Raw genomic sequence first — 19,323 nt, 5'->3', positions numbered from 1 at the left:
AGGGTTACGAGCAAGGACATGATGGAAACGATCTGCCAAGAATGCATCGGCGCGGTTACTGTACTGACGCTCAGTCGGCCCGAGCGAATGAACGCACTTAACAAGCCTTTGCTGCAAAGCCTCGATGATGCCTTTGCGCAAGTCGCGAGTGATGAGCGCACGCGTGTGATCGTGTTGACCGGCGCGGGTGAGAAGGCCTTCTCGGCTGGTGCGGATATCAAAGAACAACGCGGTTTCTCCAGCGACGATGCGTATGCGCACATGCGTTGGGGACAGGCCATTTTCGATCGCATCGAGATGTTCACGAAGCCGACGATTGCAGTGCTCAATGGCGTAGCGCTCGGCGGCGGTCTAGAGCTGGCGCTTGCGTGTGACATGCGGGTTGCTGCAGATACAGCTCGGCTCGGCTTCCCGGAGATAACCCTAGCGAGCTTTCCGGGTTGGGGCGGCACGCAGCGTTTGCCGGCGTTGATCGGCGCATCGCGCGCGATGCAGATGATGTGTTCTGGGGAGATCCAGAGCGCGCAGTGGGCGTTACAGGCGGGCCTTGTTAATGATGTCGTGAGTGCGAGCACGGTGATGAATCACGCAATAACGCTAGCTGCTTCGATTGCGCGGCATTCAGGCGAGGCTCTCGCGATGCTTAAATCTGTGGTCAGGACCGGGTTGACCGATGGACGCGTAGCAGGACTGGAGGCAGAGGCACGCGGTGTCGCCGCGTTATGGGGAACGCCCGCGCAGCAGGCCGCGCAAGAAGCGTTTTTTTCCCGGAACAAGACCGCGACAACGTTGCCGCCGTTTGATATAGCTGGCTAGTCAAAGTAAGGTTCCAAGACCCCTTCAATCCACTTCATAAAAGCGCGTACGCGTTGGGACAGGTTACGGCGATGAGCCACGACGAGGGACGCTGCGAGCGGCTCGGGACGTAGGTCAGGCAAAATTTCCATGAGCGCGCCGCTTTGGATGTGATGCGCGAGTGCTGAGTATCCGGCCTGAATTAGTCCGATACCTGCAAGCCCAGCTGCATGATAGGTCTGCACGCTGTTAACCTGTATCGAGGTGGGCAGCGGAAGTGACGCGTATCCGTCGCCGGACGGGTATTCCCAACAGGCGTGCCTTGCACCGAGTGTTCGCGTGTAGCTAACCATCCGGTGCCTTTGGCTGCGCAGATCATCGAGCGTGCGCGGCATACCGTACCGTTCCAGATAGTTTGGACTCGCCGCGTTTGTCATGCGCAACTTACCTAACGGCCTCGCAACCAGCGTCTCATCCACAATGGGTCCTAGGCGAAGAACGCAATCGAACCCTTCCTGAACTAGATCAACCCGCCGGTCGGTGCTAGAAAGTTCGAGCTCCAATTCCGGATGCGTCATCAACAGATCGGGAAGGGCGGGAATCACGACGCTTCGTGCCAATTCGGTAGGCAGGTCGACGCGCAGGCGACCTCGGAGCGACGCTTGACCGGAAAACATGGATTGCAACTCCTGTGCGTCGGCCAGCAAGTCTCGTGCGCGCGAATAAAAGGCGCGTCCGTCCTCAGTCAACTGTACCCTTCTCGTCGTCCGGTGCAACAGAGCAACGCCCACCTCGCGTTCGAGCCCACGGATGACGATTGACACCCGTCCTTTCTGGATTCCCAGACTGTCCGCCGCGCGCGAGAAACTTTTCATTTCGGCGACACGAGCAAAAACCAGAAGCGCGTAGAGGTCTTTCATCGTTATTCAAGGGATAACAGAGCGTTTAATTTACACCATTTATTACCGAAATTAGCGTTAGTAGACTAGCCCTCTACGTCGCCCACATCGGGCAACTTCAAGAAACGGAGTATTTATGAGTCAACACACCTCTTCGATCAGCGCAGTTGTGATCTATCACTCTGGCTATGGGCATACCGCTCGTATGGCAAGCGCTATCGCGGAAGGCGCCGGTGCCGGACAGATTGCAATCGACGCCGACGGAAACATTGGGGATGACGCGTGGGCAAAACTTGCTGCCGCTGATGCCATTTTGTTCGGCTCGCCGACCTACATGGGCGGCCCTAGCTGGCAGTTCAAGAAGTTCGCGGACGCATCTTCCAAACCCTGGTTCGAAGGGGCCTGGCAGAACAAGATTTTCGGCGGCTTTACGAATAGCGCAAGTCTGAATGGCGACAAGCTCAATACGCTCGAATATTTCTTTTTGCTCGCCGGGCAGCACGGAGGCATCTGAGTCGGGATGGATATTAAGCCCGCAAATGTGAAAGCCTCGACGCGTGACGACCTCAACCGCATGGGCTCCTACATCGCACCGATGGCACAGGCACCGGCCGATGCTTCGCCTGAAGAGATGTCGTCAGGGGACCTCGAGACCGCTCGCCGCTATGGCGCTCGCGTAGTATTGATCGCCGGTCAGCTCCGGGCCGGAAGATCCGGGATCAGATGAAATGCGCAAATACAAAACGCGACGGCTACACGCCGGTCGTTCTTTCTGCGGCTTGTCTCTTAGGAAGTGAGCGTGAAATATAAGCAGCTTGGCCGGACCGGCCTCTATGTATCCGAACTGTGCCTCGGCACGATGACATTGGGAGGCAATGCCGATGCAGGCATGTGGGCGTCGATCGGCGCGCTTGGGCAAGATGAAGCGAACCGGTTGATCGCCCGCGCGCTTGCTGCTGGAGTCAACTTTATTGACACCGCCGATATCTATTCTTTTGGCCAATCCGAACGCGTCATCGGGCATGCGCTGAGAGAGCTTGGAGTGCCACGCAGCGAGATCGTGCTGGCTACCAAGACAGCCGGCGTGATGGGCCCCAAACCAAATGATCAGGGGGCATCGCGCGGCCACATCATGGATTCCGTACAGAAGAGCTTGGAACGGCTACAGGTGGACCACATTGACCTTCATCAGATTCACGCCAGCGATCCGGTCACGCTGGTCGACGAGACGCTACGTGCTCTCGACGACCTAACGCGACAGGGACTGGTCCGTTATGTCGGCGTGTCAAACTGGCGAGCCGGCAAGATTGGTAAGGCGCTTGGGATGAGTGCAGCGCTTCACGCCACGCGATTCGAGACGCTCCAGGCCTACTATCGATCGCCGGACGCGACGTAGAACGAGAACTGGTGCCACTTGTAGTCGAGGAGGGGATGGGACTGCTCGTCTGGTCGCCGCTCGCCGGTGGATTGCTTCCAGGAAAGTTTGGGCCCGGCGCACCCGCCGACGAAGATTCGCGGCGTAGCAAGTTTGACTTCCCACCCGTGGATCTTGATCGGGCGTGGCTGTGTGTTTCGGCGATGCGCACCATCGCCGATGCACGCTGTGTCTCTGTCGCACAAATCGCGCTGGCCTGGTTGCTCGCCAAGCCGCAAGTCACTAGCGTGATTATTGGCGCCAAACGGGTCGAACAGCTCGAAGACAATCTTTGCGCCGTCGATATCGTTCTATCCGAGCACGAGCTTGCCTCCCTTGACGCCGTGAGTGCCCTACCTCCCCACTATCCGGGCTGGATGATTGAGCATCAGGACGCAAGTAGGCTTCCTCGGCCTTTCATGGACGCCGCGACGGAGTAGACCCGCTACCGCTTCCCACATCTGCAGTGCAAACATTTTTAGCGCCTAACCCGGGCGTGATTTGAATCTGCCAACCACCAATGGATGTATAAATGCCAAAAGGCTTTTTAATCGTGCACCTTAGCATTTCAGATGCACATGCGTATGCGATTTATGCGGAGGCTGCCGGCGATGCAATGAAAAGCTTCAGTCCAAAGGTCATTGCGTCTTCGGGACGTTATGAAAACCTTGAAGGCGAGGCCCACGATCGGCACGTGATTTTCGAGTTTGACTCGTTCGAAGAGGCCAAGCGTTTTTACCAAAGCGCCGGATACCAGGCGGCGAAGGCTCTCAGGGCTACGGCGGCAACAGGAAATTCTGTCTTACTCGAAGGAACTTCATGACTGTCCCTGCAGTTCAGTGAATGCGACTTTTTGGACGCAAGTACCGAGTTCTACATCAAGCCGGCAGCGCACAGTTTCGACGCAAGAGATTGCGTTCGTTTAACATTTTGCTGCCCTCATTTGCAGGACACATCGGACGGCGACCGTTCGGAAATAGTCGAACGTCGCCACGCGGAAGCCGCCATTGCAGTAGAAGAGCACGAGAGGCCCTTCCCGGTCAACTTGGGACGCAGCGGATCGGGCGGCGGCGTACTCTGTCGTCTGCGACGCGTCGAACCAAGTCCGACGAGTTCCTGCCAGTCGCCTCATCGTGGCGGCGTCATTCAAGTGACAGCTTTCCGGAACGGTCATCGTGCCAGCGATCGCACTGGAACGATTACTGTTCAACGCGACGCGTCTGGCTGCCGTGGGCACTAGCCAGTCTGTGTCGGGCCAAGCCAACTAGTTGCAGCCGCTCGCTATTCTGAAATTGGGCGATTCGATAGGCCGCGCCGGAGTTCGAATCGGTGATGTCCTTGGTCAGGCCGATATTCAGTCGAGTTTTTTGGTATCGACAGCGGCCAGTTTCAAGTCGTTGTTGGACTACCTGCTGACTCGTGGACTCAGTGTCTTCGACATCGGCTGCTTTTATCGGTTCCTGATGGACAACGTGCCCCGACGGGTTACTAGGCGCGACGAGGTCGTTCCTCCGCGAACATCTTGAGCTCTAAAGTGTAAAAAGAGGAAGGACGCGCGAGACCACAATCTATACCCCAGTTGCATCAGTTATTTCCGAATCAGCAAACGAGCCGGTGTTCGAACTGATATGTTGTTCCAAATAAAAAATAGTTCCTGCACGGAAGTTGCAGGCAGATAAAAACTCCCATATTAAATTTGATGCCTATCCTTTCTCCCACTGTTATCACCGGCACACCGTACCAGATTGGATTTGGTCTGGGAGTGTTGGCTCGCCCCGCGTTCGATCCGTATATGGCGCAAAACGAAGCCTGGTTGGAGCTGAGCGCCACAGCTAATCGTGCGCGCGCGATGAGCCTGCTGAGGATCACCCAAAGCGTTTTCCCCGAGTATTTGGAAGAGGTTCGGGGCTTGGCCCATGCGCTTTCGTGGTCTGTCGACGATATGTTCCTTTGGCAATGTCGCGGAGAGTTTCTGTCGCGGACTCGAGACGGTTGTTCGACGTTGGCTTGTCGAACAAATGGAGGCATGCTTATCGCGCACAACGAGGATGGCGATCCATTTCTGGTGGGAAATTGTCCAATGGTGGATGTTCGTCCGGCGGGCAAACCAGGATTCCACGCATTTTTGTATCCTGGTTCGATACCCGGACATACCTTTGCGGCAACGAACGCTGGCTTAGTGCAAACGATCAACAACGTGCGCGCCTCAGAAACTCGGGACGGGGTACCGCGGATATTTCTCTGCCGCGCAGTGCTTGACGCGGGTTCCCTTGACGCAGCGATGGCAATTCTTAATGGCAGCTTACGTGCGGGAAGTTATCATCACACGCTAGCAATGCGTGGAGATAGCCGACTGTTCAGCATTGAGGCGATTCCCTCGCGCTGCTCTGTGATCCAATCCGAGGCAGCACATGTTCACAGCAACCATCTTGTTCATCCAGTTCTTGCAGGCGAAAAGCAGGTTATAACTTGCTCGTCGTTAGATCGACAGAAACGTCTGAACGTACTTATGCAGTCGTCACGCGGGGTACTCAGCGAACAGGATATCTTAGGCGCGATGTTCGATCGCTCGAATGACGGACTCCCGATATATCGCGAAGACAGTGATGATCCTGATCATGAGAATACGCTAGCCACAGCAGTCATAAAAATTTTTATAGACGAGATCAAGATCGATGTGTATGTCAGTAAAGCGCTGACCTACTCGATCGACATACCGTCTGAAATGCCTTCTTGATCTGGAGCGAGGTACCTATATCACGGCGGAAGTCTAAAGACGTTCCGCCGTGATCTTAGCGAACGTGACGGAGGAAATCCTGCAAACGCTGTGTCGGAGGGTGAGAAATTAGCTCATTTGGGCAGCCGTCGAGCGCGACTTTTCCATCGTCCATAAAGATTAAACGGCTGCCTACACGTCGAGCAAATTCCATTTCGTGCGTCACCACAAGCATCGTCATACCGTCGCTCGCTAGGTTCTGCATGACGTTCAGCACTTCATGACGCAATTCCGGGTCGAGTGCGGAAGTAGGCTCGTCGAACAGCATTAACTTCGGGGATATGGCCAACGAGCGAGCGATGGCGACTCGTTGTTGTTGCCCGCCCGAGAGTTCCGAAGGAAAGTGATCTGCACGGTGTTGCAGGCCCACCTTATCGAGCAGAGCAAGCGCCTGATCCCGAGCTTCGCTTCGAGTAGCACCGCGCACTTCTATCGGACCAAACATTACGTTCTCAAGCGCCGTCATATTTGGAAACAAGTTGAACTGCTGGAAGACCATTCCAGCCTCTAGCCTTATCTGCCGGACATCCGCTTTCGTTCCTTTGACGCTGATTCCATCGACCAACAATTCACCCGAAGTGATCGTTTCGAGCACGTTGATGCAGCGAAGCAGCGTTGACTTCCCTGAGCCTGACGGACCGACAAGTACCGCCACCTCACCGAGCCCCACCTCCAGATCGATGCTTCTAAGTACTTCTAGACTTCCAAAGCATTTAGTGACCTGGTTGAATTCGATCATGCTCATAGAATTTTCATCCTTCTTTCAAGGAAGCGGAGTGCGACCGTCATAACACCGGTCATAAGCAGGTAAAGCAATGCAACCGCGGTCCAGATTTCCACCGCGCGAAAGTTTCCTGCGATGATCTCCTGCCCCTTTCGCGTCAGCTCTCCAACGCCAATAACAATGAATAAGGAAGTATCTTTTAGGCTCGTAATGCACTGGTTGCCAAGGGGAGGAATCAATCGCCTGAAGGCGAGGGGGCCGACAATCTTCAGAAGCACGCGCGACGGTTTCATTCCCATCGCCAATCCAGCCTCAGAAAGTCCTTGCGGAATGGAAAGCAATGAACCTCTCACCACTTCCGCCAGATAGGCGCCTGAATTCACCCCAATTGCGACGATAGCGGCAATCATGCCGTCGATCCGGATATGAACCAGAACCGGTAAGGCAAAATATAGGAACATTACCTGCACCACGATCGGTGTGCCCCGGATTAATTCGATGTACACCTGGGCGAGGGTATTCACGAAAATCGACCCGTAAGCGCGAATGCTTCCAACGACCGCACCCAAGACGAAGCCTCCCACGAGACCGCAAGCGGCAATGAATAAGGTCAGCTTTACGCCCTCAAGCAGGTCGGGAAGCGCCGAAATAATGACTTGCCAACTAGATAACAAAAACTTCTCCTTGAAATGGTTGAAGTATCTGCTCTGTTAGACGATTAATGCTGGGGAGGAAGGGTGCCGAACCATTTCCTGTAAATGGTGGAATACTCACCATTCGTGATCAGCTTTTTCAGCTCCCCGTTGACTGGATCGACAAGCGGGCTGCCTTTTGGAAAAGCAATACCGTACTTGTCTCCCATAACCGGCGCACCTGCCATCTTCACTTTGCCCGCCCCGGCGTTATTCACGAAATACTGCACATTTGGCGTGTCGTGCATCGCAGCGTCGACTCGGCCGGCTTCAAGCGCTAGATAAGCCTGATCGATGTTGGGGAACTGCACAATCTGCGCTTTTGGAAGGTGAACCTTGATCCAGTCAATCGTGGCAGAGCCGGTCTTCGCGCCGATCGTCTTGCCATCGAGATCCGCAAGCGAAGCGACACTATGGTTGCTCGTCTGGACCATCGCAGCGAGACCGCTATCGTAGTAGGGGTCCGAAAAGTCGATGACCTGTTTCCTTTCGTCCTTTATGGTCATGCCGGCCAGAGCGACATCGATATTATTGGTTTGAAGCGCGGGGATGAGGCCGTTGAAGTCCATCGGCTGGAGGGTGTACTGAATTTTGAGGTCTTTCGCGATTGCCGCCCAAAGGTCGAGATCGAATCCCACGTATGCATTGCCTTGTTTGAATTCGAAAGGCATGAATGAGGTGTCGGTGCCGACGACAAGTTGGGTGGCCGCTGATACATTGCTGCCGGTGCCGAAGCAAACGGCTGCGAGAACGGGGATAAGAAGGCGTCGAATCATGACATCACCCTGAGTACGATGGTTGAGAAAAATTGAAGCAGTAGGTCTGCCGGGAGGTGAAAGTATCAAGCCGGAATTGGGCTCGCTATGCGATGTTGGAAGTGACTCATGTTGAAATGGAATACTTTCTCGACCGGTCACATGGAAGCGGTCAGAGCCTTCTCGATCCACATGGCGATACCAAGTAGCGTTTCGTCACCTCCGTTGCTACCAGCGACGGTCATTCCGACTGGCGCGCTTCCTTCTTGGTGAATAGGAAGTGTCACTGCACAGCCGTCGTAGAGATTGACGACGGTCGAATTTCGCAGAGCCAGTGCGTTCGTGTGGTCGAACAACGTGCGGTCCTGGATCAAGGGCTGAATGGGTGGCGGCACGAATGGAACCGTTGGATAAAGCAATGCATCCCATCGCTCGAAGCGTTGCGACATCTGTTGGACGAAATTAAGCCGGCCCGAGATGAGGTCGAAGTAGTCGATCGACGTCGCTCCGCTACCCCGCATCAAGCGCTGCGCCACACGCGGGTCAAAAAGTGTCCGATAGTTCTCGAGGCACTTTCGGTGCAATAGATACCCCTCCAGAGCGGGGAAGCCGCCCTTGCTATTTAACGCAGTGATGTCGTGCAACTCCGGGATCTTCACCTCGTTGATCGCGACGCCGCGTTTTGATAGTCTTGAGATCGCCCGATCGAAGTCGATGGCGACCTGCGGATCCATATCTTCGGTAACGTAATTTGTCGGGACCGCTAGACGACAATCCCGTACATTGAATGTCGCCGGAACGCGCGTCGAACTGCTCATGAGCGAGAAAAGCACAGAGCAGCAGTCGACGGAGCGAGCCAGTGGCCCGATCGCATCGAGCGACGCCGACAAGGCGAAAACACCGTGCGTGGGAACCCGGCGAGCGGTCGGCTTGAAGCCCACGACTCCGCATAGCGCTGCAGGTATCCGGCATGAACCGCCGGTATCGGTACCGATCGCGGCGGGCACCATGTGGTCCGCCACGGATACGGCAGCACCGGAACTTGACCCGCCTGGAATTCGGCCCGTTTCCCGATCCCAAGGATTGCGAGGCGTACCGTAATGCGGGTTTAGACCAAGTCCGGAGTAGGCGAACTCCGTCATGTTCGTGCGGCCAAGAGGAATGAATCCCGCGCGCCTAAGTGCGCCGATGGCAGGCGCGTCCGTTTGAGCCTTGGATGCCTCTCGCAACATTAGCGATCCCGCGCGGGTTTGCTGATGTGCGACGTCGATGTTGTCCTTGACGGAGATTGGAATGCCGCTAAAAGCGGTAAGCACCTCGTTGCGACGTCGTCGATTGTCGATTTCGTCTGCCTGTTTCAGCGCGGCGTCGGGGTCCACGGTGAGAAATGTAGCATAGCCCTCTCCGTTGACGTTTCCAATGGCAGCGAGGCTTTCCTCGACCAGCGCCTTCGCGGTAATGGCCCCTGACGCGAGTCTCTCGGCAAGCTGACGGATGTTGAATGGTGGGAGGGTCATGGCGCAATCGTGGCTCAAAGAAATTGGATGGGCCGCAAGCGACATCTGGTTCCGTCTCTGTCGCACGACCGAAACAGGATGGGTATTCAAATTGTTTGAATCGCGTCTGAACGGGCGGGGCGAATGAACGATCGGGCCAAAGTCGCTCGTTTCGTCTACGGTACAGCGGGAGGATTGCTATTGCCGGTTTAGATCGGCCGCCCACTTATTTGGAGCTGGTTCCCTGATCTACTGGACGAAGACAACGGCATCTCGTGACTTGTCTTGCAAGCGATCGCGCGTTGTTTGGAGGATTGAACTAGCCAATGGACGCGAACACGGATCCCGGGGTGCGACCAATGGCTGAAGATATTGACAGCGGCGCGCACGACCCTGCCTCCATCTGAACTACACGCAATAATTACAAAAAGCGCAGGCGCGTAGCCAAGACTTAGCGGTCGTTGTTCGTTTAATCGCGGGATCCTGCCGTCGCCCGGGATTTGTGATCTCCGGGTTTGCCCAGACCATGCTTGCTGAACAGTCGCGCGAGATACGAAGCTGACTCGATGCCGACTGCGAGCGCAGCATCAAGTACCGTCGTCCCCGGAGAATTCAGCAGCGCCGCGGCGCGTTCGACGCGCCGACGCGTCTGGAACTCCGTGATGCTTTGCCCTGTCGCTTCACGGAAGACTCTTGTGATTTTCCGTCGGGAAGTGTCAAAGCGTATCGCAATCGCATCCAGACTGGGACGTTCGGCTAGCGTGTTATCGATGTATTCGACAATATGCCTAGCAAGCTCTTCGGGGGTGGTCTCCCGTCCTCCCAGCTCGGGTCTTGCGCAGAAGGCAGCTTCGATGCACGCAGATGCCACGAGCCGATCGCTCAATTCGGACCGGTAGCGTTCGAATTCATGCGTTCGGCTGGACCTTTCCAGACTTGCATGAAGCTGAAGCGAATGCAACAGCGACGCGGTCGGTGCGCTGAAGAGCAGGGGTGAACGATGTGTTCCCCCATGTCTGCCGACCATGCGAGTCTGAGCTTTGTTTTCGCAAAACGCGACGAATTCTTTCTCGACATAAATTGCGGTGTGGCGGTTGTCCTGACTGTCGGACATTGTCTCGTGAAAGATGCGCGGTTCAACGATGGCAAGTACGCGAGTTCCGATACTTTGCTCCCGCTCGTTGGCCTCAGTCTTGAGCCTCAGCGAACCCAGCGCCGGCAGCAAGAACATATATTCGTCGTGTTCATGCCATTCCGTCCGGTAGCCCGGCATCGAAATACGGCAGACTTTGGCGATGCGCCCCCCAGGAATGTGCGAGGAACTGGTCGGATAGATCAAGATATGTCCTGTACTGGAGGGCCCGAACGAGTCCTGCACACATGCAGTTGCCCGATAGTGCATTGTACTGGCCCGAGCGGGCTAGAAAATAACAAGACTTTGCGCGATCTTGTTTACCGAGGCGACGACGAGCAATTCGCTCTGTGCGCGCCTCGAGTGGAGTCGAGATCGCATGACAGTCCAGCCAATTGTTGTAAAGGTGTTTGCAGCAGGCGCCAATGGTGGCAATCCCGCGCCCGTGGTCCTTGCTGCTGACGAGATGAGCGCAGAAAGCATGCGCTGTGTCGCGGCGAATTACGGGCACGAAAGCGCGTTTGTACTCCGGCCGCTGGACATGACGCACGATTTCAGATTCCGCTTTTTCGTGCCAAATCACGAGATGGAAATGTGCGGGCACGCGACACTCGGCGCACTTTGGCTTTTGCGCCGTGCCGGCCGATGGCTCTCCGACAACGCGCGCATCGAGACCCTCAGCGGCACCGTGGAGGCGGTTTTCGACCCGCAATCGCAAAGCATTCTTGTTAGCCAGCCAGCCGGACGGACGTCCACCGTAGATGAAGCTTCCTTGCGCTCGACCTTGCTCGATGTGCTCGGCCTCGACGCCGACGCTCTTCTGCCGCGCGCGGTCGTCAACGCCTCCACGAGCAGGGTAAAGACACTCGTCCCGCTGCGCTCCGTGAAGATCCTAGATTCGTTGCGCCCTGACTTCGCCCGCATCGAAGAATTATGCAACGCACTGTCGTCGACGGGCTTATATCCTTTCGCGCTAGACGAAGCCGACAGTGGCGTCTTTCACGCGAGGCAGTTTCCACGCTCGTCTGGCTATCCGGAAGATGCCGCGACCGGCATCGCTGCTGCCGCGCTTTTCTGTGGACTGGATGTGATGAATCTGCTGCAAGACGGAAGGACACTCATCACCGTGCGCCAGGGCGAAGCGATGGGGCGTCCGAGTGCGATAACAGTAGGCTGGCGCGACGTTAACGAAAAAAAGAGCGGGTATTGGCTTACCGGGTCGGTTTTGTTAGCGACGGAGGGCTAAAAAATGATGCATTTCACTGATGCGCAGATCGAAGCCTCAGTCTCGTGCGACGAGGCGTTCGACGCTATTCGTGAAGTCTACAAGGAACGCGCGTGCGGCCGCATTGCGTTGCAACCACGGCGGCGAATCGCGGTAGGCAGAAACAAATTCAGCACGATGGCGGCCATGCTCGACCGTGAGCAGGTCGCTGCTATCAAATTCTATGCGACGCTATCGGAGCGGTTCCATTTCCACGTCGCACTTGTATCGCTCGTCGATGGTCGCCTTATTGCGATGATGGACGGCGACGCGCTTACACGCCTTCGTACGGCCGCAACGACGACCTTCGCTGCTACCTTGTTTGCCAATCCGCGCAGCCAAACACTCGGATTGATCGGCGCGGGTGTGCAGGCAGCGGCGCATGTTCGCGCGCTCATTCGCGCGTTCCTCCTCGAGCGCGTCACCATCTACGATCCCAATGACGAGATAGTGGCTCGACTCCTGACTTCGCTGGGCGCAGACGGCATCGAGGCACGGACAGCCACTGCCGAAGAAGCAGCACGCAGCGACATCGTCGTCGCCGCGACGCGATCATCCACGCCGGTCTTGTCCGGTGACTGGCTTCTTCCTGGCACGTTCATCGCGAGCGTCGGCGCAACCCGTACCGATCAACGGGAATTGGACGACGCGTGCATCGCACGGGCAAGCCGCGTGATCGTCGATGCGCGTGAGCAGACTATTGAGGAAAGCGGCGACTTTCAGTTGCTTGCGCCGGAGCTGTTGGCTCGTGCGCGGATCGATGACCTTTCGGAAGCGCTTACGAGTCCAGGATTTAACCCGACGGCGGGTCCGGTTGTCTACAAAGCGGTTGGAAATGCGTTGCAGGACGCGGCGCTGGCTGCGCTAGTCTATAAAAAGCTCCGTTCGCGCGAGTCCGAAGTGGAATGACACGAACCTCGCAAAGGCGTAGGCCGGCGTTGCGTGCCCATCTATTCCAATTCAGCATAGCCATTTGCTCGATCAGAATTTGGGGTTGCGTTGAGCTCGATATAGTCCGCTCACGATGACGTCATGGCTTACAGATATGCGTCACGGAGAGTTCGTTTCCTTTAGTCCGGTTATCAACATGCTGAAGAACATCTTTTACACCTGTTTTGCAGGCGCCTTGCTCGTGTCGAGCCATATCGCCACAGCGCAGAGCCTTGGACCTACGCTTGATAAGATCCGCGCAAACGGCGTGATGGTCATCGGTCACAGGGAATCGTCCATTCCGTTCTCCTATTACGACGCCAACAATCAAGTCGTAGGATTTTCGCAAGATCTTTGCTCGCGCGTCGTCGATGCGGTCAAGGCCCGCGTAGGCAAGCCGGACCTGATCGTGCGGATGGTGCCCGTCAACTCGCAAAATCGCATCCCGCTATTGCAGAACGGAACGATCGATATCGAGTGCGGGGTCACGACCAACACCAATGCCCGCCATGCCCAGGTTGCTTTCTCCAACACGATCTTTCTCGCGCTCACGCGCCTGCTTGTCAACAAGCATTCGGGCGTTAAGGATTTTAGCGACCTTGCGAACAAGACGGTCGTCACAAACGCGGGAACGACCGCCGAAGGAATCATACGGCGCATGAACGTTGACAAGCACCTGGATATGAACATCGTATCCACCAAAGATTACGCCGAGTCATTCCTTACGCTGCAAACCGGTCGCGCCGCTGCCTTCATGCTGGATGACGTGCTCCTGTCCGGAGCACGCACGACCGCGCGCGAGCCAGACGATTGGATCGTTACCGGTACGCCGCAGTCGAGAGAGCCCTACGCTTTCATGCTGCGCAAGGACGATCCGCAGTTCAAAAGGCTGGTTGACGATGCGCTTTCGAACCTCATGAAATCGGGCGAGATAAAAACGATTTACGCGAAATGGTTCTTCAAGCCTGTACCGCCGAAGAATATCAACTTCAACTTTGCGATGACACCGCAACTGCGCGATCTTTACGCGCATCCGGACGATAGCGCTGCTTATTGACGCCGGTCGATCCGGCTTACAGGAAAAAGATATGGCTCATGGAATGCAACGCGCGAGCGCGACGCCACTCCCGGTCAAGATGGAAGAACTCGACACGCCGTCGATCCGAAATGCACGCATCGAATTGGCGGCGTGTTTCCGCATGGCGGCGCGCCTCGGGCTGCACGAAGGGGTGTGCAATCACTTGTCGGCGGTGCTGCCTGGTCGAGATGATCTGTTCCTGGTTAATCCTTACGGCTACGCGTTCGAGGAAATCACCGCATCGAGTCTCCTGATCTGTGATTTTCACGGAAATGTAATTGCTGGGGACGGCGTGCCGGAAATCACGGCGTTTTTCATCCACGCTCGAGTTCATATGCGAAAGCCACGGATCAAGGTGGCGTTCCATACGCACATGCCGAATGCGACCGCTGTCGCAATGCTCGATGGCCCGCCGCTTCGGTGGGCGGGACAAACCGCGCTGAAATTTTATGACCGCACGGCGGTGGACGAGCAGTTCAACGGGCTAGCGCTGGACGGCGCGGAAGGCGATCGCATCGCGGAGGCCATTGGAGATGCGGACGTCGCGTTCCTGAAGAACCATGGCGTCATGGTAGTCGGAGCGACGATTGCCGAGGCTTGGGACGATCTTTATTATCTGGAGCGCGCGTGCGAAGTGCAGCGCCTCGCGCAGTCGACCGGTCAGCCGCTCAAGTTGATCGAGGCGGAGATTGCGCGCAAAACGTATGCGCAAATGCGCGAAGGCGATCGCGATAGCGCGCGACGCCACTTGGCGAGCGTGCGACGACTGCTCGACAAGGAAGGTTCCGACTACGCGCGTTGACGTCGGTTCGTAATGTCGCCATTGGATCAATTCTCGAATTGAATCAGTTAGTCCACGTGACGTCGTCGCTGCAGTCGTCGATCGAGTGTATCGGCAGCTACCAGCATGGGCGACCGTGCCGGCGGCATTGTGATCGCGCGGTTAACGCCCGCCGCCCGCCTGGGAGTGTGCCGTGGAAGTGAAATGGATCGAGGATTTCGTGGCGCTCGCCAAGCATCAGACGTTCTCGCGTGCCGCTGACGTCCGAAATATCACACAGTCCGGGCTTTCTCGACGTATCAGAGCTCTCGAGCAGGCAGTGGGCGCGCAACTCATTGACCGTAGCAGCTATCCGCCGAAGCTGACTTCCGCGGGTCGGTTCTTTCTTGAGGCGGCCGAAGAGGTGCTAATGCGCCTTGCAGACGTGAAGGCAGTCATTCAGACGGAGCAGCGGCTGCCCGGCGCGGGACTTCAAGTGGCAGCCGGACATGCGATCGCGGTCGGCTTCCTGCCTAACTGGATACGCACGATCCGGAAACGCTTTCGCGATCTGCACCTTCGCATCACGCCCACCAATGTTCACGATTCGATCCTGATGCTGCTGAACGGATCGTGCGAACTCATGCTGGTCTACGAGCACCCAGAACTACCTCTGCACGTCGATCCGTTACGCTTTCCATCTCTGGTGGTCGGAGAGGATACCTTCATGCCAGTGTCTGCGCCCGATGCGCGCGGCGGCCCCCGTTACCGCCTGCCTGGGACAGTGGCAAATCCTTTGCCGCTCATCGCCTATAGCCTCGGTACGTATTTCGGGCGGTGCCTGACGCTGTTGCTCGCGCGATCGCCGCAACGTCCGCAACTTGGGACGATATTCGAATCCGATATGGCGGATGTTCTTAAGCAGCTCGCCCTCAACGGAGAGGGTGTTGCATGGCTGCCACGCAGTCTGATTGAAAAAGAGCTGGAGGATGGCGACCTGGTGCCTGCCGGGAATGACCGCTGGTCACTCGATCTTCAGTTGCTGCTTTATCGTGACCGTCAAAACACGATGGCGTTGCTGCAATCGCTATGGCATTCGTTGGAGAACGGCGCCCACGAGGCGCCCGGCACGGGCAGCGATGGCGGCCGCGTCGCTCGCACTTGACGCAGCCGATGCTTCCATTGATAACGCAACGCAGCGCATTGCCAAAATTCTCGATGGGTCGATGACGGCAACCATGAGCCCGTTGCACTCAAAGCGTAGGTCTTGACCGACGAGCAACGGCAACTCCGTGCAACCGAGTATCACCGCACGCGCCCCACGCGACGCAAGATCAGCAATAGCGCGTTGCACGGCCTCTCGCTGATCGGGCTCGCGGTGTCCGGCCTTGACACCCCGATGGCCGTAGATCGCTGTCATGATCTCCTTCTGATGCTGAGCCGCCGGGACAAGCACATCAATGCCCACCGCGCAAGCCTCATCGTGATAAAGGCCGGATTGGATGGTGCCGTCGGTGGCAAGCAGACCGATTGTGCGTGCGTCCGGCACCTCGCGAACGATGAAAGCGATGGTTTCGCGAAGCATATGGACGATCGGCACATCGATTTGTGATTCAATTCGGTTCACGAAAGCATGTGCCGTGTTGCAAGGAATTGCAATTGCCGTAGCCCCGGCGTGTTGCAGGCGTTCACAGATGTAAAGCAGTGCGAGCGTCGGGTCTGTTTCGTTTCGTAGTAAATGTGCCGTGCGATCGGGGATCTGCGGGTTTTGCTCGACCACGAGTCGGATGTGCTCTTGATCGCGTGTTGCGGGCGTTGACTGGACAATGTTGTCAAGAAAAGCAACGGTTGCTGCAGGCCCTACGCCGCCTATAACCCCGAGCTTAAAGGGGGTGTGGTCTGACTTATCAGCGATCTGAATGGCGCATGCCTCGATAACGTCGACGGCGGGACAACCATCGCCGGGAAGGAGACCGGCGAGATGCCAGAGCTCGTCCGCCAACCAGAGGCGCTCGACGCCGGCAATGCTCGCCCGACGCGCCACGTCTGCGAGTAGGCGGGGTTCCGCGCCACTCATCTGCGTCGCACTCAAACAGATCCCTTCGGCAGCGAATCGCGTCGCGAGCGCTCGAAAGTTTGGCGGCGTAGTGACGAAAACAAGCCAGACTCGAGATATAGGTTCCGAGCTCGCTTTCAGCGATTCGAGCACCGCAGTCGCCGTGTCTACGACATGGATCGGCAATGCAGGACGGAGGGCAGTCGCTATCTGATGGCAAGCAACCTCGGGTAGCACGATAGTGCGTTCGCCAGCCAAGATCGCCCTTTCTGCGACACGCAAGAAACTCACTTGTATGTCAAACGAAGCGGTGTTCAGGGCCACCTCAGACTCCACTTCGTACACAGTTAAATTTGGCTCTACCTCTGCAAGACGACATAGTTGCGCTTGCAATACGCTCGTGAAACCTTGTGCGGCGACGCTTGCGCGCTTGCTGATAACCGTTGCCCATCGGGCAGGAGAAACTTTCACGGTCAGTCTCATAACGGATTGTAGGCCTTTATCTTGAGCCGTAAGATTCGTTCCGCGGTGCGCTTTAAGCAAAAGTCGATGCGTGTTTGGAATGTGTTCTTGCCCGAAGGTTGAGCAGAAGATGGAGTCTGTTGAGTCGTCTGTCTCGCAATCCGTCGCGGTGAGCGCAGGGCTTATGAAGTTGAGGACTGGCGATACCGGCGTTAAACGATTACCAGGCAACGTGGTACGCGCTTTACGCGCTCCGGGCGCCTAAAAATCTAAAGTACCATCGTTGTAGGCAACAATTTAGCAAAACGAAATGTACGGCCGTCGATTGTTTGGTCAAAATGCACCTCACGCGTTTGTATCGACGGTGGGTCTGCAAGACATTCACGTGCAGCGAGCGGTTCATTGGGCCGTTTTGCGGATCGCTAGTATGGGATAAAAACGCAGCTATCGCATAAGGGTAGTGATCTTTCCAGTATTTTTTTGGCAAAAGTTTCTTTCGGTCAAGCGCTGCCGCCCGATATCCGCAACTTTCCCGTATGCAGCGGCGGTTTGATGGAACCCGAACTGAGCGCAGTTTGCAGCGGGTGCCGACCTGCTTGCGAATGAAACTAAGCCAAGCATCAAACTTCCGCCTGGGCCGACGCCTTCGTCACATATGGTTGCAGCGGTGGCCGTCGCTGCAAACGTCGCCGGCACGGCGTTTGATTTGCGCACTGGTGGAAAGAATCGGGCACGTTCCGCGTTGAGCAGGCACTATGAGGGCAGCGGACGTGAATCCGCCCTCATGGTATCTAAAACCGATGTGCGATCGCAACGCGAACGCCTATCTGATGGTTGTTTGCGGAAGCCGTCTGCCCTGTAAGATAGGCGACCGCCGGTTGACCTAGCGAATCCGTTCCGGCCGCATGCTGATAGACCGCGACGATATAAGCATCGGTCCGTTTCGAAAGGAAATAGTCCGTGCCGATGGTGACTTGATGATACAGCGCACCGCCACGGCCGTCGGCACCGCTCGCGTGCGTATACACATAGGCTAATCCTGCAAGCCATCCCGGGGTGATCTGATATTTCAAGTTCGCTTCGGCATTGTCGAACTTGGCAGTACCCGCATAGCCAAGCGGGTTGAGTCCAGAGGAAGACCCCAGTCCCCGGAATTGCACGTTCGAGTACGCGGCGCCCAGCGTCAGCGAACCTAGCTGGTAATTGCCGCCGGCGCTGATGATTTGCAAGGTCGACGCGGAGGCGTACCCTGCGTAGATCGGATTGGACTCGGGCGTGGTAGCGGATCCAAGCGAACCTAGATTGTTACTGGCCGCAGTAGTGCCTGCGTTCGGATTTGTTGCATAGATGCCGAGATTCGGAGAGCGAGCGTTCAAGTACGCGACGCCCAGGCCCAATAATCCACGGTTGTAGCTGCCGCCGACCGAATAGATCTGATTTCTTGCGATCGATCCAGCAACACCGCCGAAGCTGTAGAGGCCGCCAAACTTGAGCCCGCTAAAATCCGGGCTTGTGAACTTGACGGAATTGTTGCTGCGGCGTGTGTTCAATGTATTGTCGACGTCGCCCGCATGTCCGCCCATGTATCCGGCCCACTGTGCCCCAGACTGAAACGGCTGGGTGAAATCCGTCACGGAGTCGTACTGGCGGCCAAGCGTGACGCTACCGTGTTGCGATTGCAGGCCGACGAATGCCTGGCGCCCGAATTCGGCCCCGCCTTGCGCAAGAGTGCCGTTGCCGATGCCAAAGCCATTTTCAAGCACAAAAATCGCCTTGATGTTGCCGCCGAGATCTTCCCCGCCCCGCAAACCCCAGCGGCTACCACGGATGCCGCCGGTTGCTCCGTCCTGCAGGGAGTATTGATTTGCGCCTCGGGGGCCGCTGGCAGGGCGGCCCGTCTGCGTGTTACTCGTGAAGTCGAGGCCAGCATCTATTAATCCGTAGAGCGTCACGACACTTTGCGCGATTGCTGGTTTCGCAAGTAGCACCGCTCCGAAGGACGCGATGACCTTAATGTACCTAAGCCTCATTGCTATCTCCTTTATTGTGATCTGCAGAACGAAAGTCATCGATGTCCCATGAATCGAAGC

General features: G+C 56.6%; 16 protein-coding genes and 2 pseudogenes. 10 read left to right on the top strand and 8 right to left on the bottom strand.

Annotation, left to right across the window (positions count from 1 at the left end):
• The first annotated feature begins 18 nt into the window (after positions 1-18).
• Positions 19-816: an enoyl-CoA hydratase/isomerase family protein gene (locus NCT04_RS33030; RefSeq protein WP_250470029.1), complete on the top strand. Its 798-nt coding sequence runs from the start codon at positions 19-21 to the stop codon at positions 814-816.
• On the opposite strand, the gene NCT04_RS33025 is transcribed toward NCT04_RS33030, so the two are convergent.
• Positions 813-1,715: a LysR family transcriptional regulator gene (locus tag NCT04_RS33025; RefSeq protein ID WP_250470028.1), complete on the bottom strand. Its 903-nt coding sequence runs from the start codon at positions 1,713-1,715 to the stop codon at positions 813-815. The two genes, NCT04_RS33030 and NCT04_RS33025, sit on opposite strands and share 4 nt — an antisense overlap.
• A 115-nt stretch (positions 1,716-1,830) precedes the next feature.
• Between NCT04_RS33025 and NCT04_RS33020 the strand changes: the two are divergent.
• From NCT04_RS33020 to NCT04_RS33005, 4 genes and pseudogenes are all read left to right on the top strand, one after another.
• Positions 1,831-2,421: pseudogene (locus NCT04_RS33020) on the top strand (flavodoxin family protein).
• Between the two features lie 72 nt (positions 2,422-2,493).
• Positions 2,494-3,548, top strand: a pseudogene (locus NCT04_RS33015) (aldo/keto reductase).
• A 92-nt stretch (positions 3,549-3,640) separates the two neighbouring features.
• A complete protein-coding gene (locus NCT04_RS33010; RefSeq protein WP_250470027.1) occupies positions 3,641-3,931 on the top strand; it encodes a DUF1330 domain-containing protein in 291 nt (96 codons plus the stop codon).
• A gap of 876 nt (positions 3,932-4,807) precedes the next feature.
• Entirely contained in the window at positions 4,808-5,845 is a 1,038-nt protein-coding gene (locus tag NCT04_RS33005) for a C45 family autoproteolytic acyltransferase/hydrolase (protein ID WP_250470026.1), read from the top strand.
• A 55-nt stretch (positions 5,846-5,900) separates the two neighbouring features.
• On the opposite strand, the gene glnQ is transcribed toward NCT04_RS33005, so the two are convergent.
• The 5 genes from glnQ to NCT04_RS32980 form a co-directional block, all read right to left on the bottom strand.
• The gene (glnQ, locus tag NCT04_RS33000) at positions 5,901-6,629 is read right to left on the bottom strand and encodes a glutamine ABC transporter ATP-binding protein GlnQ (RefSeq protein ID WP_250470025.1); all 729 of its coding nucleotides are present in this window, start codon (positions 6,627-6,629) and stop codon (positions 5,901-5,903) included.
• Positions 6,626-7,282 carry a glutamine ABC transporter permease GlnP gene (gene glnP / locus NCT04_RS32995; RefSeq protein WP_250470024.1) on the bottom strand — a complete coding sequence of 219 codons (657 nt, stop codon included), beginning with the start codon at positions 7,280-7,282 and terminating at the stop codon, positions 6,626-6,628. The genes glnQ and glnP overlap by 4 nt, the downstream gene beginning before the upstream one ends.
• 44 nt (positions 7,283-7,326) lie before the next feature.
• Positions 7,327-8,076, bottom strand: coding sequence for a glutamine ABC transporter substrate-binding protein GlnH (gene glnH / locus NCT04_RS32990; protein WP_250470023.1), 750 nt, complete (start codon positions 8,074-8,076; stop codon positions 7,327-7,329).
• 137 nt (positions 8,077-8,213) lie between these two features.
• A complete protein-coding gene (locus NCT04_RS32985; protein WP_250470022.1) occupies positions 8,214-9,572 on the bottom strand; it encodes an amidase in 1,359 nt (452 codons plus the stop codon).
• Positions 9,573-10,020: 448 nt separating this feature from the next.
• A complete protein-coding gene (locus tag NCT04_RS32980; protein WP_250470021.1) occupies positions 10,021-10,890 on the bottom strand; it encodes an AraC family transcriptional regulator in 870 nt (289 codons plus the stop codon).
• A 172-nt stretch (positions 10,891-11,062) separates the two neighbouring features.
• Between NCT04_RS32980 and NCT04_RS32975 the strand changes: the two genes are divergently transcribed.
• The 5 genes from NCT04_RS32975 to NCT04_RS32955 all read left to right on the top strand — a co-directional run bounded on the left by NCT04_RS32975 (position 11,063) and on the right by NCT04_RS32955 (position 15,880).
• Positions 11,063-11,929 carry a PhzF family phenazine biosynthesis protein gene (locus tag NCT04_RS32975; RefSeq protein WP_250470020.1) on the top strand — a complete coding sequence of 289 codons (867 nt, stop codon included), beginning with the start codon at positions 11,063-11,065 and terminating at the stop codon, positions 11,927-11,929.
• Between the two features lie 3 nt (positions 11,930-11,932).
• A complete protein-coding gene (locus tag NCT04_RS32970) occupies positions 11,933-12,856 on the top strand; it encodes an ornithine cyclodeaminase family protein (protein WP_250470019.1) in 924 nt (307 codons plus the stop codon).
• 178 nt (positions 12,857-13,034) lie between these two features.
• A complete protein-coding gene (locus tag NCT04_RS32965; protein WP_250470018.1) occupies positions 13,035-13,934 on the top strand; it encodes a glutamate/aspartate ABC transporter substrate-binding protein in 900 nt (299 codons plus the stop codon).
• A gap of 31 nt (positions 13,935-13,965) precedes the next feature.
• A complete protein-coding gene (locus NCT04_RS32960; RefSeq protein ID WP_250470017.1) occupies positions 13,966-14,757 on the top strand; it encodes an aldolase in 792 nt (263 codons plus the stop codon).
• Between the two features lie 172 nt (positions 14,758-14,929).
• On the top strand, positions 14,930-15,880 hold the full coding sequence (locus tag NCT04_RS32955; protein WP_250470016.1) for a LysR substrate-binding domain-containing protein: 951 nt from the start codon (positions 14,930-14,932) through the stop codon (positions 15,878-15,880).
• Here the strand turns inward: NCT04_RS32955 and cuyB are convergent.
• On the bottom strand, positions 15,803-17,095 hold the full coding sequence (cuyB, locus tag NCT04_RS32950; RefSeq protein WP_250470015.1) for a cysteate racemase: 1,293 nt from the start codon (positions 17,093-17,095) through the stop codon (positions 15,803-15,805). The genes NCT04_RS32955 and cuyB overlap by 78 nt on opposite strands.
• Positions 17,096-18,024: 929 nt before the next feature.
• Entirely contained in the window at positions 18,025-19,263 is a 1,239-nt protein-coding gene (locus NCT04_RS32945; RefSeq protein ID WP_250470014.1) for a porin, read from the bottom strand.
• Between the last annotated feature and the right edge of the window lie 60 nt (positions 19,264-19,323).

It is taken from the genome of Caballeronia sp. GAFFF2 (assembly GCF_023631485.1).
Taxonomy (GTDB): Bacteria; Pseudomonadota; Gammaproteobacteria; order Burkholderiales; family Burkholderiaceae; genus Caballeronia.
This window is presented reverse-complemented; position numbering and strand designations above follow the sequence as displayed.

Bases quoted from the DNA above. Each gene is read 5' to 3' on its own strand.
- glnH (WP_250470023.1), bottom strand. From the start codon at position 8,076: ATGATTCGACGCCTTCTTATCCCCGTTCTCGCAGCCGTTTGCTTCGGC.
- NCT04_RS33030 (WP_250470029.1), top strand. From the start codon at position 19: ATGATGGAAACGATCTGCCAAGAATGCATCGGCGCGGTTACTGTACTG.
- NCT04_RS33005 (WP_250470026.1), top strand. From the start codon at position 4,808: ATGCCTATCCTTTCTCCCACTGTTATCACCGGCACACCGTACCAGATT.
- NCT04_RS33025 (WP_250470028.1), bottom strand. From the start codon at position 1,715: ATGAAAGACCTCTACGCGCTTCTGGTTTTTGCTCGTGTCGCCGAAATG.
- NCT04_RS32970 (WP_250470019.1), top strand. From the start codon at position 11,933: ATGATGCATTTCACTGATGCGCAGATCGAAGCCTCAGTCTCGTGCGAC.
- NCT04_RS32985 (WP_250470022.1), bottom strand. From the start codon at position 9,572: ATGACCCTCCCACCATTCAACATCCGTCAGCTTGCCGAGAGACTCGCG.
- NCT04_RS32945 (WP_250470014.1), bottom strand. From the start codon at position 19,263: ATGAGGCTTAGGTACATTAAGGTCATCGCGTCCTTCGGAGCGGTGCTA.
- NCT04_RS33010 (WP_250470027.1), top strand. From the start codon at position 3,641: ATGCCAAAAGGCTTTTTAATCGTGCACCTTAGCATTTCAGATGCACAT.
- NCT04_RS32975 (WP_250470020.1), top strand. From the start codon at position 11,063: ATGACAGTCCAGCCAATTGTTGTAAAGGTGTTTGCAGCAGGCGCCAAT.
- NCT04_RS32960 (WP_250470017.1), top strand. From the start codon at position 13,966: ATGGCTCATGGAATGCAACGCGCGAGCGCGACGCCACTCCCGGTCAAG.
- glnQ (WP_250470025.1), bottom strand. From the start codon at position 6,629: ATGAGCATGATCGAATTCAACCAGGTCACTAAATGCTTTGGAAGTCTA.
- NCT04_RS32965 (WP_250470018.1), top strand. From the start codon at position 13,035: ATGCTGAAGAACATCTTTTACACCTGTTTTGCAGGCGCCTTGCTCGTG.